Origin of the sequence: Mycolicibacterium septicum DSM 44393 (assembly GCF_000455325.1) — a bacterium.
In the GTDB taxonomy this organism is placed as follows: domain Bacteria; phylum Actinomycetota; class Actinomycetes; order Mycobacteriales; family Mycobacteriaceae; genus Mycobacterium; species Mycobacterium septicum.
Window position 1 is genome coordinate 1,054,769 of sequence record NZ_HG322951.1, and the last position, 15,540, is coordinate 1,070,308.

The following is a 15,540-nucleotide window of genomic DNA, read 5'->3' on the forward strand; positions in this document are numbered from 1 at the left end:
GCATGACTGAGAAAACTCGGCGGCCGTTCATCGCGCGCACCGTTCGGATGCTGTCGCCGCTCATCATCGTCGGCTGGCTGGCTGTCACTCTGATCTTGACGCTGGCATCGGTCGGCGGAGACTGGTCGGCTGCGATCCCTTCACTCGAGCGGGTCGCGGAGAAGAACGCCGTGTCCCTGATGCCCAAGGATGCGCCCTCGGCGCAGGCGATGAAACGTATCGGTCACAACTTCGGGGAATCCGACTCGGACAGCTCCGCGATGATCGTGCTCGAGGGACAAGAACCCCTGGGCGATGAGGCGCATCGCTACTACAGCGAGTTGATCCTTGCGCTGAGAAGCGATCCGAAGCATGTCGAGCACGTGCAGGATCTGTGGGGCGATCGCCTGACCGCGTCGAGCGTGACGAGCCCCGACGGCAAGGCCACCTACGTCCAGCTGAACCTGGGTGGCGACCAGGGCACACCGCAGGGCGACGAATCGGTGGCCGCCGTGCGCGACATCGTCGACCGGTCGACTCCTCCGCCAGGCGTGGAAGTTTTCGTAACCGGCGCTGCGCCACTGGCTTCCGATATGCAGCACAGCGGAAACCGGTCGATTCTGAAGATCACCGCGGTAACCGTCGTGATCATCTTCATCCTGCTCTTCATGGTCTATCGGTCGGTCGTCACGGTGATCCTGCTGCTCATCATGGTGGGCATCGAGCTGGCGGCGGCCCGAGCCATAGTGGCCTTTCTGGGCGCCAACGAAGTCTTCGTGCTCTCCACGTTCGCCGTGAACATGCTCGTATTCCTCGCCATCGCGGCCGGAACCGATTACGGCATCTTCTTTTTCGGCCGATATCAAGAGGCGCGTCAGGCCGGCGAGGACCGGGAGCAGGCGTACTACAGCATGTATCGCGGGGTCACGCCGGTGGTGCTGGCCTCCGGTCTGACGATCGCCGGAGCGATCCTGTGCCTGACCTTCACGCGGCTACCGTATTTCGAGACCATGGGCATCCCGTGCGCGATCGGTATGGCCGCGGCGGTCGCGGTCGCGGTCACGCTGGTGCCGGCCGGGATCGCGATCTCCAGTCGGTTCGGATTGCTGGAACCCAAACGCACATTGCGGGTTCGGCGATGGCGTGGAATCGGTACCGCGGTCGTCCGGTGGCCGTTGCCGATCCTGATCGCGTCCCTGGCGGCGGCGTTCGTCGGCCTGCTCGCGCTGCCCGGATACACGACGAGCTACAACGACCGGCGCTACATTCCCGGAGACATCCCGGCCAACATGGGTTTCACTGCCGCGGAACGCCACTTCTCCCAGTCGCGGATGACACCGGAGGTCCTCATGGTCGAGACCGACCGTGACCTCCGGAACCCGGCCGACTTCATCGTGCTGAACCGATTGGCAAAGGCAATCTTCAAGGTGCGCGGCATCTCTCGGGTTCAGGGCATCACCCGGCCCGAGGGCACCCCGATCGATCACACCTCCATCCCGTTCATGCTCAGCTTGCAGAGCGCGGGCCAGGTCCAGGCCACGGAATTCCAGAAGGCGCGCATCGACGACATGGTCCGGCAGGCTGCCGACATGCAGGTGATGATCGACACCATGCAGCACACGTTCAACGTGATGCAAAAGATGGCCGCCACCACGCACAACATGGTCCAGCGAACCCACGAAGTCTACGAAGTCGCTCGAGACCTCCGGGGCAGTATCGCCATCTTCGACGATATGTTCCGACCGATCCGCAATTACTTCTATTGGGAGCCACACTGTTTCGACATCCCGATCTGTTGGTCGCTGAGGTCGATCTTCGACGCCATGGACGGTGTGGACAAGCTCGACGACAGTTTGCAGGTCATGGTCGAGAACATGGACGAACTGGACTCGATCATGCCGAAGCTGCTGGTCCAGTTCCCGAAGATGATCGCGATCATGAAGACCATGCGTGTGAGCACTTTGACGATGCACACCACCATGTCGGGGCTGATGGCTCAGATGGATGAGACGAGCAAGGACGCCGCCGTCATGGGGCAGACCTTCGACGCGGCGAAGAACGATGATTCGTTCTTTCTTCCGCCGGAAGTGTTCCAGAATCCGGACTTTCAGAAGGCGATGAAATCGTTCCTGTCTCCCGACGGACGATCGGTGCGGTACATCATCTCCCACAACGGGGACCCGCAGTCACCGGAGGGTATCCAGCGCGTCGAGCAGATCCGGACGGCGGCGGAGGAGGCGCTGAAGGGCACCCCGCTGGCGAGCGGCAAGATCTCCATCGCCGGCGCCGCGGCGACCGCGAAGGACTGGCAGGACGGCTCCAAGTACGACTTGTGGATCGCCGGAATCGCCGCGATCTGCCTGGTTTTCCTCATCATGCTGTTCATCACCCGAAGTTTCATCGCAGCCTTGGTGATCGTCGGGACGGTGGTGCTGTCGCTGGGTGCATCGTTCGGGCTCTCGGTGCTGCTCTGGCAGTACATCCTCGGAATCCATCTGCACTGGATGGTGCTGGCGATGTCGGTGATCATCCTGCTGGCGGTGGGATCGGACTACAACCTGCTACTCGTGTCGCGGATCAAAGAGGAGATCGGTGCGGGCATCAACACCGGCATCATCCGGGCGATGGGCGGCACCGGCAAGGTCGTCACCACCGCGGGCATCGTGTTCGCGTGCACGATGGCGGCAATGGCGGTCAGCGATCTGCAGATCATCGGTCAGATCGGTACGACCATCGGCCTCGGTCTGTTGTTCGACACGATGATTGTGCGGTCCTTCATGACACCGTCGATCGCCGCCCTGCTGGGGCGTTGGTTCTGGTGGCCACAGCGGGTACGTCAGCGTCCGGCCAGTGCCATGCTGCGTCCGCATGGGCCACGTCCCGCGGTCCGCTCACTGCTGGGCCAGGACCTGCCCGGAGACACGGTCACACAGCCGATCAGGACGTCTGACTAGCGCCGTCTGTCATCGGAAAGTCGTTGTGCTGAAATGCGAGTGGGCGCCGGCTGTTGCCGGCGCCCACTGCTCTGCTGTGTTTGGTCAGTACTTGACGCAGCTGGTCAGCATCTGTTTGAACACGGGTAGGGCTTGGTCCGCACCCTGGTTGTTCTTGATCTGATTCAGCAGGTTCACCCGTTCGTCCTTCGGGGAGCTCAGGAACACCCGAAGGAACTGCAGATTGGGCGGCGACTGGTCGAGGTACTGCGCGGCCATCGGGTTCTCGGCGTGCACCGCCGCGATCGCCTGATCGTAGGTACAGGGCGAGTCGACCATCGGCCCGAGATCAGGCTGGGCCGACGAGAGGCCGGCTCCGGCACTGAGCAGCAGGCCGGCGCCGGCCACGGCGACCGCGAGCCTGGCAAGTGGAAGTTTCTTCATTTGATTTCCCCTCCTGGTTACTGTGGCTCAAACTCAGGTAGTCAGGCGACGACCCGGGGCCGTGCGGCCTCGTCGAGGTATTTACCACTAACTCATCAATACCAAACTTTATGCCCGGACGCCCACCTGGAATTTCCGGTTTTGCTTCCGCGGTGTTACACCGATTCAGACGCGGTATTGGGGCAATATTTCCCGAGAATCCGAGCGATTGCGTCTTTCCCAGCACAGCTACCGTAGGAGGGTTCTCGATATGGTTGCTGAAGCAGTGCGAAAAAGATTTCACCACCGATGCAAGGTGTTGCCTCCGTAACGGCCGCCGCTGAGGGGACTGGCCGCCATCCGAAGGGTGGAGAGCAACAAGGAGCCCGCTCGTTGGGTCCCGCCGGGTTCGCACTCGCACCGGAAAACTGGTGGAAACCAGCAGGTTAAGTCTGATCTCCGTCGCCAGAAGGCCGCTCGGTGGAAGTGGGCGCGCGACGGGTGATCCGGGCATGGCAAACGGTCGAAGGGCGCCTGCCACGACGTGGCCACTTGTGATTCCGAGCGGGTCGCGGGTCAGCCAATAAGTGTGAAGTCTGCGCGGCATCCAATTGCTGACAGTGGCTGTTGGGGACGCGCATTTTGCAGCCGAGTTAAATAAAGCGATTCTCACCGAGAAGCCTTGTATTCAACATCAAAGGCGGGCTAACCTCTGTGCCGCAGTGGCTTTCACGTTTGGTCGGATACGTACGGTCGGGAAGATGGGAACGGGGGAACATGATGGTCGGTGCTGCGCTGGAATTGCCGAAGTTGTCGTTCGAGTTGAGTAATTCGGTCTCGTACGCGGTATTGAGCTCGGAGGCGTGTTCGTGATCGCGCCGGACGAGCCCACGCAGGAATCCGGCCGCCCGGTAGTGCTGTTCGTGCTCGGCATGGGACGGTCGGGGACCTCGGCACTGACCCGGGTTCTCTCGCTGTGCGGTGCTGCCTTGCCCGGCGGGATGATGGGAGCCGACAGCGGAAATGAGCGCGGCTATTGGGAGCCGCGGGCCGGTCTCTATCTGAACGAGAAGTTCCTGTACCGCCATGGCAGCAGTTACTTCGACCCGACTCTGCGCCTGCAGGAAGAAGGCGGATTGAGTTCCGAAGAGACCGCGGATTTCACCGCGAAGATCCGGGACTATCTGCAGACGTTGCCCGCCGCACGGGTAGTGGTGGTGAAGGTGCTGCACATCTCGGTTCTGGCGCGAATGTGGTTCGATGCGGCGCGCCAGGCCGGATATGACATCGCGGCGGTGCTGGCCGTGCGCGATCCGCAGGAAGTCATCGGGTCGCTGGCCAAGCTCATGGATGCCTCACCGCAGCTGACGAGCGCCCTGTGGCTGAAGTACAACTTGCTGGCCGAGCGTGAGACCCGCGGACTGCCGCGGGTATTCGTCGACTACTCGAACTTCCTCGATGACTGGAGCCGGGAGATCAAACGCATCTCCCACACTCTCGCGGTGCACCTGGATACCGGCGACCGGGCCGCGGTGGAGAGGTTCCTGGCGAAAGACATGCGTCACCAACGCCAGCGTGGCCCGATCGTAGAACCGTTCGGGACGGATTGGTTGTCCGTGGCCTACAGGGCCCTGGCCTCTGCGGCGCGCGACGAGCCGTGGGCGGAGTCCTCCTTGGACGGTGTCTTCGATGGATTCCGGGCCAGTGAGCACGGGTTCCGCACGGCCATAGAGGATTTCCAGGGCCAGTTCAACCGCCGGTACCGGTTCTCCCGGGCCTTCATCAAGCCGTTGTTCGAAGGCGCCGCCCTGGTACACGGACGCCGGGGAACCTGGGCCTGAACCGCCTCTACTTGCGCCGAAGCAGTTCCAGCAAGTAGTCGCCGTACCCGGACTTGGGGAGTTCCTTGGCGCGGGCGGCCAGCTGATCGTCGTCGATGAACCCCGCCCGCCAAGCGATCTCCTCGGGCACACCGATTTTCAGCCCCTGACGGCGTTCGATGGTGCGGACGAAATCGCTGGCGTCCAGAAGGGAGTCGAAGGTGCCGGTATCGAGCCAGGCCGTCCCGCGAGCCAGCACCTCCACCGACAGCTGTTCCCGGTTCAGATAGATCTGGTTGATCTCGGTGATCTCGTATTCGCCGCGCGCCGACTTGCTCAGAGACCGGGCTATCTCGATGACGTCATTGTCATAGAAGTACAACCCGGGAACCGCGTAGTGAGATTTTGGCGTGGCCGGCTTCTCCTCGAGCGACAGGGCGATGCCACCCTCGCCGAACTCGACCACGCCATAGGCGGACGGATTGGCCACCCAGTACGCGAAAATCGCTCCACCGCTGACGTTCTGGAATCGGCGCAGGCTGGTGCCCAGGCCAGGACCGTAGAAGACATTGTCGCCGAGGGCCAGCGCCACCGTGTCGGTGCCGATGTGCCGGGCTCCGATCTTGAATGCCTGTGCGAGTCCCTCAGGTTCAGGCTGGACGGCGTAGGTCAGGCTCACCCCGAACGCCGAGCCGTCGCCCAGGAGTCGTTCGAACGCCGACGCGTCGGCCGGTGTGGTGATCACCAGGATGTCGCGAATACCGGCCATGATCAACGTAGACAGCGGGTAATAGACGAGTGGTTTGTCGTATACCGGAAGCAACTGCTTGCTCACACCCATCGTGATCGGATGCAGTCGTGTGCCGGAACCACCGGCGAGAATAATTCCGCGCATGCGTGCCCCTACACGTCGAAAACAAGAGATTCGATGAGATCGATTGCTGCGACGACGTTTTCTGGACTGTCATCGGGCAACACACGCGCCACCTTAGCGTGCCCGCACAGCAATCGCGACGAAATGGTTTGCGATGAACTCGGACTACCTCGGAATATCGACGCTGCCGTGGTGCAGGAGCGGCCCCAGCGCAGGTCGCCCCAACCGTCAGCGAAGGTTCGTGTGAAAGTGCGCCGGTGGCAAAGTGGCGTCGGCGACCGCGGTAGGTGACGCCGCACGGAATTTGCCAGTACGAATATGGCAGGGCATTAGTCCGTGCCACGGCCCATGATTCAGATGTCTATCGATTAGCGAAATTTGTCATCCGGATCCATATTCTCTCGGGCCACTATCCTAAAAACTGTTGACGGCGTGGACTATTCGTCGGTGAAGCCGCCAATCGCCATGTGCGTCTATTAATGTCCAACCGGTGGGGGTCGCAGCACTGTCATGAGAATCGCACTGTCGAGCTATGGAACGCGTGGGGACATCGAGCCCTCCCTGGCGGTGGCACGTGAGCTACTGCGTCGGGGACATGAAGTGCGGATGGCGGTGCCCCCGGACCTCGTGGGATTTGTCGAGGCGGCGGGGCTGCCGGCGGTCGGCTACGGGTTGGAGGTGGAGCCGCAGCTGGACGGCTATCGCGACTTGTGGACCACGTGGGCGCGACACTTCTGGCGGGTTCAGGATCTGGTGGTGCTGTGCCGGGAGGCCCTCAAGATGGTCACCGAGCAGTGGGCAGAACTGAGCCGGACCCTCACGGCGTTCGCCGACGGTGCCGACGTGTTGACCACAGCCGTGGGATACGAGCAGCCGGCGGCCAACGTCGCCGAGTACTACGGGATCCCTTTGGTCGCACTGCACACCATGCCCTGGCGGCCCAACGGCCGGCTGTTTCCGATCGTGCCGCCTCCGGTGAGCCGCACCGCCATGACGGCCTACGACTGGCTGGCCTGGCGGTTGACCAAGCGCCACGAGGATGCGCAGCGGCGTGAACTCGGCCTACCGCGGACGACTGGCCCGTCGCCACGACGGATGGCCGAACGGGGTGCGTTGGAGATCCAGGCCTACGACGAGGTCTGCGTTCCCGGGCTGGCGGCCGAGTGGTCGAAGCTGAATGGACGACGTCCGTTCGTCGGCGCACTCACGATGGAGCTGTCCACCCGTGCCGATGACGAGGTGACCGCGTGGATGGCTGCCGGGCCGCCGCCGATCTGCTTCGCATTCGGCAGCATTCCCGTTGAGTCCCCGGCGGATACGGTGGCGATGATCAGCGCGGCCTGTGCCGAGCTCGGGCAGCGGGGGCTGATCTGCGCCGGCGGCACCGACCTGACCGCCATCCCGGTGTCCGACCACGTGAAGGTCGTCGGCGTGGTGAACTACGCGGACGTCTTTCGGCTCAGTACAGCCGTCGTGCACCATGGCGGCTCGGGCACGACGGCCGCGAGCCTGCGCGCGGGCGTTCCCACCCTCATTCTCTGGTCGGTGGGTGATCAGCCGGTGTGGGGCAATCAGCTCAAGAGGCTGAAAGTCGGTACCGCACGTCGATTTTCGACAACCACGGGCGAATCATTGGTAGCAGATCTGCGCCGTATCCTGTCTCCCGAGTATGCGACCAGGGCACGCGACCTTGCACGACGGATGACCTCACCGTCCGACAGCGTCGCAAGAGCCGCAGATCTCCTCGAGCGCTTCGCCGGAGCGTGATTTCCGGAAGTCTCGCCGATCTGGGCGGATCGCCGGGCAGCGACAGCTAACTCCTGCCATTCGTAAGTGGCTGCCGCCGGCGTCAATTAAACCGATGCTGCCGGGAATCCTGCTCTGCCCGCTCTGCGCATTTGCGGAGCAGATCATCGAGCCATTCCGGCGGTGGAGTCCGCGGTAATGCTCGCTGTCCCGGTGGGCCAAAGAAGCTGGCTCGCGGCTTGTTGAGGAGAAGGCTCGATGGCGAGTTCGGGGTGGGGTTTTCTTTGCCAGCTTGGCCGTAGCCGGGCATCCCCCCACATGGTGGGCGGGAATCCCGAAGCGATCGAATTCGCGCCATTTGCATTACCGCGACGAACTGCTCTTCGATTTGCCAAAGTGCCAGATTTCCAAGGACATTGGTCCTATCTGAAATGCACTGGAGATGCTGTCGGGAGGCTAGGCTCATGGCCTGACCAGCAACCGAGTAAGGGGGCAGTTTTTTGACCGTGACGGATCACGACACCCGATCTGCATACCTGGACCTGCTCCGCCAGGACCTCACCAGATACGGGGTCGACGAATTGGTGCCCGTCGGCTGGAACTGGTTGCACCGCCCAGTTTTCAAGATCGGCAATCTGATGCTTGTCCGCAAGCGGCCCTTCGATCGCCACAAACGCGATCTGGGTCTGGATTGGCCGGCGGAAGCGCTGACGATGATCGGTATGACGCGGCTGACGAGTTTGCAGCACTGTGTCGAGACGGTGATCGCCGAGGACATCCCCGGTGATCTGGTCGAATGCGGGGTCTGGCGTGGTGGCGCCTCGATCCTGATGCGCGCGGTCCTCGCCGCGTACGGCGATGAGAGCCGTTCGGTGTGGCTTGCCGACTCGTTCGAAGGTGTGCCGCCGCCGGATGCCGCCAACTACAAGGCGGACAAAGGGGACAGGCTGCACCTGGCGGCGCCCATCCTGGCGGTGTCGGAGAAAGATGTCAGGGCCAACTTCGCACGCTATGGGTTGCTGGATGACAAGGTTCGCATCCTCCCCGGCTGGTTCAAGGACACCTTGCACGATGCGCCGATCGAACGCATCGCGGTGTTGAGGCTCGATGGCGACCTCTACGAATCCACGATCCAGGCGCTCGACGGCCTCTACTCGCGGCTCACTCCGGGTGGCTTCTGCATCATCGACGACTATCACGCGATCGAAGGGTGCCGGAAGGCGGTGACGGATTATCGTGCCAGGCACGGAATCTCCGCCGAGATAGTCGACATCGACGGCACCGGGGTGCTCTGGCGCAAGGAATGAGCCCATCGCACCTGAAAGGCAGGGATTCGCAATGAAACTTGTCCTGGCCGCCTATGGAACACGCGGAGATCTCGAACCCTCGGTCGCTGCCGGTCGCGAACTGATGCGCAGAGGGCATGACGTGCGGATGGCTGTTCCGCCCGATCTGGTCGGCTTCGCCGAGAGCGCGGGCCTGGTCGCCGTTCCGTACGGGCTGGACACCCAGGCCTGGCTGGGCGTGTATCGCGACTTCTGGACGTGCTTCTTCCACCGGTTCTGGCGGGTCGGCGAGCTCAGACGGTTGTGGCGCGAGATGTGGGATCTCAGCGATCGCTCATGGACCCAGATGAGCACGGCGCTGACGTCCCTGGCCACGGACGCCGATCTACTGTTCGCCGGGCAGAGTTATCAGGAGCCGGCGGCCAATGTGGCCGAGTATCACGACATTCCGTTCGCCACCCTGCACAACACCCCGGTGCGGGTGAACGGCAAGTTGCTCTCGAGGCTGCCGGGACCGCTGGCGCGTGCCGCGATGTGGGCGTACGACTGGTTGGGTTGGCGGCTGAACAAGAAGGTCGAGGACGCCCAGCGTCGTGAGCTGGGGCTGCCGAAGGCGACGGGGCCGGTGTCCGGGCGCATTGCCGCTCGCGGAGCGCTCGAAGTTCAGGCCTACGACGAGGTGTGTTTCCCGGGGTTGGCCGAGGAGTGGGCGCAGTGGCGTAGCGAACGCCCGTTCGTCGGTACGTTGACCATGGAGCTGGCGACCGAGGCGGACCAGGAGATCGAATCGTGGATCACGGAGGGAACACCGCCGATCTGCTTCGGTTTCGGCAGTATGCCGGTCGAATCTCCCGCTGAGACAGTCGAAATGATCGCATCGGCATGCGCCGAGCTCGGGCAGAGAGCTTTGGTGTGTTCCGGATGGAGCGATTACAGCGACGTCCCGCAGTACGACCATGTGAAGGTCGTGGGCGCCGTCAACTACGCCGCGGTCTTTCCGGCCTGCCGTGCGGCCGTTCACCACGGCGGGGCGGGAACGCTGGCGGCCAGCCTGCGCGCTGGGGTACCCACTTTGGTGCTGTGGATCGACGGCGTGCAGCCCGTGTGGGCGTCCCGCGTCAAACTGCTGAATGTAGGTGCAGTACGCAGCTTCTCCAGCACCACCCAGGAGTCATTGGTCGCGGATCTGCGTAAGGTCCTCGACCCCGCGTGCGCTGCCCGTGCGCGCGGCGTGGCCGCTCGGATGGTCCCGGCTGCCGAGAGCGTGTCGCGAACCGCCGACCTGATCGAGAGCTATGCACGCCAGAGGTGTTCGGCCTGAGCCGAGACACCGCCGCCGATGCGAACTGTCAACCAGCCAGTTCCCTGAACACTCTGTGAGTCAACATGTTTGAAGCATCCGAGTCCAGAGGGGCCGGGACGCAACGTCACCAGCCCCGAATCCGCCGCTGCCAGGGTGGTGCCCATGCCTGAACGGCTCAAAATCAGCACGCGGATGTGGCTGAAGGCGGTACGCGCCGAGTACTGGCTGGCGCGCAACCTGTTGCCCGAGGTCTATAGCAATGACGCGCTGATCTGTTTCAACAGCTACGCGTTCATGGATGATCCGGAGTTCCAGCGGGCCTACGAACGGGGCGCGCGCGCACTCGGCGACATGGACTGGTACCAGTGGCACTGGCGGGTGCACGTAGGTTTGTGGGCCGCAGGCAACGCCAGCAATATCGAGGGTGACTTCGTCGAGTGTGGCGTCAGCTACGGCTTCCTGAGCAGCGCGGTGATGGAGCATCTCGAGTGGGATCAGCTCGGCAAGACGTTCTATCTGCTCGACACCTTCGCCGGACTCGACCCTCGGTTCGTCACCGCTGAGGAGCGGGAGGCCGGCGCCCTGGAGAAGAGCGAAGAGCTCGTCCGTAACGGAATGTACGGCAGTTCGGTGGACAGTGTCCGGGCCAACTTCTCCCAGTGGCGCAACCAACGCATCGTCGTGGGTGCGGTGCCCGAAACCCTCGAGCAGGTCGACTCGGACACGGTGGCCTTCCTGCATCTCGACATGAACTGTGCCCCACCCGAAGTGGCGGCGCTTCGGCACTTCTGGCCGAGGCTGGCCCCGGGTGCCTTCGTCCTGCTGGACGACTACGCCAACCGTGGGCGCGATGAGCAGCGGATCGCGATGGACGAGGTGGCCGATGAGCTGGGCGCCTCGATCTGTTCGCTGCCCACCGGTCAGGGATTGCTGATCAAGCCAGCGGGGCGGACGGACCGGCGCGATGGACGGAGCGGCCTCCCCGCCGAGGTGGCCGAGGGCATCGGCGATCGGCGGACAGCGAGCGCACGCGCGGCGAACAAGTGGCCGCTCAAGTTCCGGATCGCGTGGGCCGCGCTGCGCACGGCGTACTGGATCCCGCGCAAGGTCTTGCCCGACGTGTACTCCGACGATGCCTTGATCTGCTTCAACAGCCATGCCTTCATGGATGATCCGGCATTCCGGCGAGCCTACCAACGCGGTGTGCTCGCGCTGGGCGGAAAGGACATCCACCATTGGCACTGGCGGGTGCACGTGGGACTGTGGGCGGCCGCCACCGCGAGCACCATCGAGGGCGATTTCGTCGAGTGCGGCGTCAGTCACGGCTTCCTGAGCAGTGCGGTGATGGAGTACCTGGACTGGGATCAGCTGGGGAAGATGTTCTATCTGCTGGATACCTTCGCCGGAATGGACCCGCGCTTCGTCACCGCGGGCGAGCGCGAAGCCGGCGCGCTGATCAAGAACCAGGCGGCGCTGGACTTCGGCATCTACGGAAGTTCGGTGGACAGCGTCCGGGCCAACTTCTCCCAGTGGCGCAACCAACGCATCGTCGTCGGCGCGGTGCCCGAGACGCTCGAGCAGGTCGAGGCGAAGTCCATCGCCTTCCTCCACATCGACATGAACTGTGCTCCACCAGAAGTCGCAACACTGCGGTACTTCTGGCCGCGGTTGTCTCCGGGTGCCCTGGTGCTGCTCGACGATTACGCCAATCGCGGGAGGGACGATCAGCGGATCGCCATGGACGAAGTGGCGCATGAACTGGGGGTGCAGATATGCGCGCTGCCTACAGGCCAGGGCCTCCTCGTCAAGCCGCCGGAGCAGTTCAGGTCGTCATCGGTGGTTGCCGAACACGCGGAATCCAGCCGCCCCGGCTGAGTTCCGGTGCCGTCAGCGTGCGCTTGGGCGGACGGCCTGCTCGAACAGGTCGGCAGCCTTGCCGACACTGTCACCGGGACTGGTCATCTGCGCGGCGAGTGATCGGGCCCGGGCCGCGTAGTCCGGGCTCAGGATGCGGCGCAGGTCCGCCTCTAACGTCTCCCGGTTCGCACCCGAGATTCGTCGCGCAGTACCGACTTTCAGGCGTTTGATCTGGTTTCCCCAGTACGGCTGATCAGCCGAGCTCCAGAGGATCAGCGTGGGCACCCCTGCTCGGAGACTGGCAGCCGTGGTTCCCGAGCCGCCGTGGTGCACGACAGCCCGGCAGGCACCGAACACTTCTGCGTAGTTCACCGGCCCGACCACCTTCACGTGCTCGGGGATGGCGATGCCCCCGAAGTCGGTGCCGCCCGCACAGATCAACGCCCGCTCACCGAGGTCGGCGCAAGCGGAACTGATCATCTCGATTGTCGACGCAGGCGACTCAACCGGGATGCTGCCCGTGGCGAAGCAGATCGGCGGGGTTCCGGCCGCGATCCAGGACGCGACCGCGTCGTCGGCGTCTGTTGCGAGCCCCATCGTCAATGCCCCGACAAAAGGCCTGCGGCCGTTCAACTTCGCCCACTCCTCCGCCAGCCCGGGAACACTGACCGCGTCGTAGGCCTGGATCTCCAGCGCTCCGTGCTCCGCCATTCGCGTCGGTGAGGGTGCCGAGGCTGCGGGCAGGCCGAGATCTCGGCGCTGCACATCTTCTGCCTTCTTGGTGGATCGCCACATCAGCCACTCGGACACCGCACTTGCCGAACGGACCAGGGATGAGGGCAGTGCGGGAATCAACTGGCCGTTCGGACGCATCGGGAAGTGGTGCAACGCGACCAGTGGGATGCCGTAGTACTCAGCGACATTGGCTGCCGGCTGCTCGTAGTTCAGTCCCGTGGACAGCAGGTCTACCCCTCTCGCGAGTTGCGTCAGCGTGGCACTCGTCTCCTGCCAATGGCGAGCGATGGGTGCCCAGAGCTCGCGCAGGGAGCCGATCGGATTGCGTGGCAACCGAGTCCAAAAGTCACGCAGGAAGTCCTCCTGCAGAAAGTCCGCCAATTCGGGCCCGTAGGAAACGGTTTCGAGACCAGCCGTTTGTACGAACTCGACCAGATCCGGAGGCACTGCCAGCGAGACGTCGTGGCCCCTGCGCCGGAGTTCGCGCCCGACGCTGACCGAGGGCTCGACGTCACCGCGAGTTCCGTAGCATGCCAGCGCAAATCTCATGCCGCCCTAGCCTTTCACTTGATATCTCGCGTAGTTGACCTTACCGCCCTTTGAGTTTGGGATAGTTAGCTTATGGACCTCAAAGATCGCGTACGCGAGTCTCGTGACCGGATGATCAAGAATCAGAACGAGAAGCTCGCGCAGTATGTGCAAAAGTTCATCTACCCGTACGCCACGCGCAAGCTGGAGGCCGAGGACGTGGTGTTCCTCAACTACGGGTACGAAGAAGATCCGGCTATGGGCGTGCCGCTCTCGGACTCGGATGAACGCAACCGTTACTTCATCCAGCTATATCACGCCACCGCAACGCAAGTGGATATCCAGGGTAAATGGGTACTCGAGGTTGGTTGTGGCCACGGTGGCGGTGCCTCGTACCTCGCGCGGACATTGCACCCGGCGACGTACACCGGGCTGGACCTGAACCCGTCCGCCATCGCATTTTGCCAAAAGCGGCACAAATTAAAAGATCTCGACTTTGTCGAGGGCACTGCGGAAGATCTTCCCTTTGCCGACAACACCTTCGACGCGCTCGTCAATGTCGAATCCTCGCATCTGTACCCGCAGTTCGACAGATTCCTCACCGAGGTCAGCCGCGTACTGCGCCCGGGCGGGTACTTCCTCTACACGGATGCCCGTCTCCTTGGCGACATTCCAGCCTGGGAAGAGGCGCTCGCAGACGCGCCGTTGCGGATGGTGTCCCAGCGGACCGTCAGCGCCGACGTGGTCCGGGGGATGGAGAAGAGCATGCATCAGTGGCAGTACGTGATCGACCAGGTCGCACCACGGCCGCTTCGCGGTCTCACTCGCCGCTTCTCACCGGCACGGAAGGCATGCGAAAGCCTGCGGCCGGGGGGAACCTCCGAGTATCGGATCTATTGCTTCCAGAACGTTGAAGCTCCATCGAATCATGGTGCGTAGCCTCGCAATTAGTGACCCGGCGGCACATCCGACCTGGCCGTTCACGGGTTCTGAACTTTGCTCGCAGGTATGGTGAGGGCATGAGTCTGCTCGAGTCGATCGAACGTGGCCTGGATTGGCTGGCGACGCCCAAGCGCTTGCCCGGTCACCTCGAGATGGAGACGCAGCGTGGAAGGCGCCTCGAACTCGAAGTTGTCTCCCTGGCCATCCGTATGCCGGTCGGCGGGGGCGTCAAGCTGAAGGTGCCGGTGTTCGTCATGGTCATGCCGGCCGGATCGTCGGCGCTTCAGTCGGTGCAGGATCCCGCCGAACAGGGCGATCAGTAGCCCTCGCCGTATTGCTATAGCTGCGTCGCCTGTCGCAGATTGCGGGCGGAGCGCGTAGCGGGCTTTTGCGCGCCCGCTTGCGTGCCCCGCCCCGGCATGGATGGCAATCGCAAACCGCCCCCAGATCCCGCCCCGTGGGCTGGGGGATCTTCACGGCCACCGAGTTTCAGTTAACCACTGTCGGTGCCGCGTCCATTATCGATTCAATGCGTGGCGACTCTTTATCGATTTGCGTCGCGAACCGCAATTATTTGCTGTGGTTGCTATTACGGGGAGAATTCGAGTTTTGAGGTTGGTTGCTGGCCGACAGGACCACACAAAATTCACAATCTGACTGAATACGCAATAGCGTGACGCTTTCGTCAAAAGATGATGACCTCACAAAAGCACATGATGTTGAAAGTGCAGTTAAGTGATTAGTAATGCTAGATAGAGTTCGCTGGAGCGGGTCGGCGGGTTGACTTGAACGAAACCGGGAACTGGGCGATGCGGGCTCCCGTATGTTTGCGATATCTTTGCGAAGTCACCGACCAGCCTGGAGAAACGTGAGCAATAACCCGTTCGACGACGACAGCGGCAGCTTCTGTGTCTTGATCAATGACGAGGAGCAGCACAGCTTGTGGCCGAGCTTTGCCGAGGTACCCGCAGGGTGGCGGATGGTCTATGGCGAAGCGAACCGTTCTGACTGCTTGGAGTTCATTGAGCAGAATTGGACGGATATCCGACCTAAGAGCCTGCGTGAGCGGTTGGCGCGCGACGGGTCTATTCAGCGCTAAATCGTCAGTGGAAGT

At 62.9% G+C, this 15,540-nt stretch carries 12 protein-coding genes and 1 pseudogene; 10 read left to right on the forward strand and 3 right to left on the reverse strand.

Going from position 1 to position 15,540, the window contains the following annotated elements; translation table 11 throughout:
* Positions 1 to 2 precede the first annotated feature (2 nt).
* Positions 3 to 2,933: an MMPL/RND family transporter gene (locus tag TX88_RS04880; RefSeq protein ID WP_044515056.1), complete on the forward strand. Its 2,931-nt coding sequence runs from the start codon at positions 3 to 5 to the stop codon at positions 2,931 to 2,933.
* Between the two features lie 84 nt (positions 2,934 to 3,017).
* Here the strand turns inward: TX88_RS04880 and TX88_RS04885 are convergent, their stop codons facing one another.
* Entirely contained in the window at positions 3,018 to 3,356 is a 339-nt protein-coding gene (locus TX88_RS04885) for a hemophore-related protein (protein WP_044515057.1), read from the reverse strand.
* 851 nt (positions 3,357 to 4,207) lie between these two features.
* On the opposite strand from TX88_RS04885, the gene TX88_RS04890 reads away from it, so the two are divergent.
* Complete coding sequence (locus TX88_RS04890; RefSeq protein ID WP_409365875.1) at positions 4,208 to 5,176, forward strand: sulfotransferase family protein; 969 nt, start codon at positions 4,208 to 4,210, stop codon at positions 5,174 to 5,176.
* 7 nt (positions 5,177 to 5,183) lie between these two features.
* On the opposite strand, the gene rfbA is transcribed toward TX88_RS04890, so the two are convergent.
* Entirely contained in the window at positions 5,184 to 6,050 is an 867-nt protein-coding gene (gene rfbA / locus TX88_RS04895; protein WP_044515059.1) for a glucose-1-phosphate thymidylyltransferase RfbA, read from the reverse strand.
* Positions 6,051 to 6,539: 489 nt separating this feature from the next.
* On the opposite strand from rfbA, the gene TX88_RS04900 reads away from it, so the two are divergent.
* The 5 genes and pseudogenes from TX88_RS04900 to TX88_RS04920 all read left to right on the forward strand — a co-directional run bounded on the left by TX88_RS04900 (position 6,540) and on the right by TX88_RS04920 (position 12,239).
* On the forward strand, positions 6,540 to 7,796 hold the full coding sequence (locus TX88_RS04900; RefSeq protein WP_044515060.1) for a glycosyltransferase: 1,257 nt from the start codon (positions 6,540 to 6,542) through the stop codon (positions 7,794 to 7,796).
* Positions 7,797 to 8,281: 485 nt separating this feature from the next.
* Positions 8,282 to 9,082 (forward strand): TylF/MycF/NovP-related O-methyltransferase, encoded by an 801-nt coding sequence (locus TX88_RS04905; protein WP_044515062.1) that lies wholly within the window; start codon positions 8,282 to 8,284, stop codon positions 9,080 to 9,082.
* A 31-nt stretch (positions 9,083 to 9,113) separates the two neighbouring features.
* Complete coding sequence (locus TX88_RS04910) at positions 9,114 to 10,382, forward strand: glycosyltransferase (RefSeq protein ID WP_044515063.1); 1,269 nt, start codon at positions 9,114 to 9,116, stop codon at positions 10,380 to 10,382.
* Between the two features lie 144 nt (positions 10,383 to 10,526).
* Positions 10,527 to 11,306: pseudogene (locus TX88_RS34920) on the forward strand (TylF/MycF/NovP-related O-methyltransferase); the annotation flags it as partial.
* Positions 11,307 to 11,474: 168 nt separating this feature from the next.
* Positions 11,475 to 12,239: a TylF/MycF/NovP-related O-methyltransferase gene (locus TX88_RS04920; RefSeq protein WP_110918012.1), complete on the forward strand. Its 765-nt coding sequence runs from the start codon at positions 11,475 to 11,477 to the stop codon at positions 12,237 to 12,239.
* Positions 12,240 to 12,251: 12 nt separating this feature from the next.
* Here the strand turns inward: TX88_RS04920 and TX88_RS04925 are convergent, their stop codons facing one another.
* Entirely contained in the window at positions 12,252 to 13,505 is a 1,254-nt protein-coding gene (locus TX88_RS04925; protein ID WP_044515064.1) for a glycosyltransferase, read from the reverse strand.
* 111 nt (positions 13,506 to 13,616) lie between these two features.
* Between TX88_RS04925 and mtf2 the strand changes: the two genes are divergently transcribed.
* The 3 genes from mtf2 (at position 13,617) to TX88_RS04940 (ending at position 15,525) form a co-directional block, all read left to right on the forward strand.
* Positions 13,617 to 14,423: a fatty-acid O-methyltransferase Mtf2 gene (mtf2, locus tag TX88_RS04930; RefSeq protein WP_044519109.1), complete on the forward strand. Its 807-nt coding sequence runs from the start codon at positions 13,617 to 13,619 to the stop codon at positions 14,421 to 14,423.
* Between the two features lie 80 nt (positions 14,424 to 14,503).
* A complete protein-coding gene (locus tag TX88_RS04935) occupies positions 14,504 to 14,749 on the forward strand; it encodes a hypothetical protein (RefSeq protein WP_044515065.1) in 246 nt (81 codons plus the stop codon).
* Between the two features lie 545 nt (positions 14,750 to 15,294).
* On the forward strand, positions 15,295 to 15,525 hold the full coding sequence (locus TX88_RS04940) for an MbtH family protein (protein WP_044515066.1): 231 nt from the start codon (positions 15,295 to 15,297) through the stop codon (positions 15,523 to 15,525).
* The last annotated feature ends 15 nt before the right edge of the window (positions 15,526 to 15,540 follow it).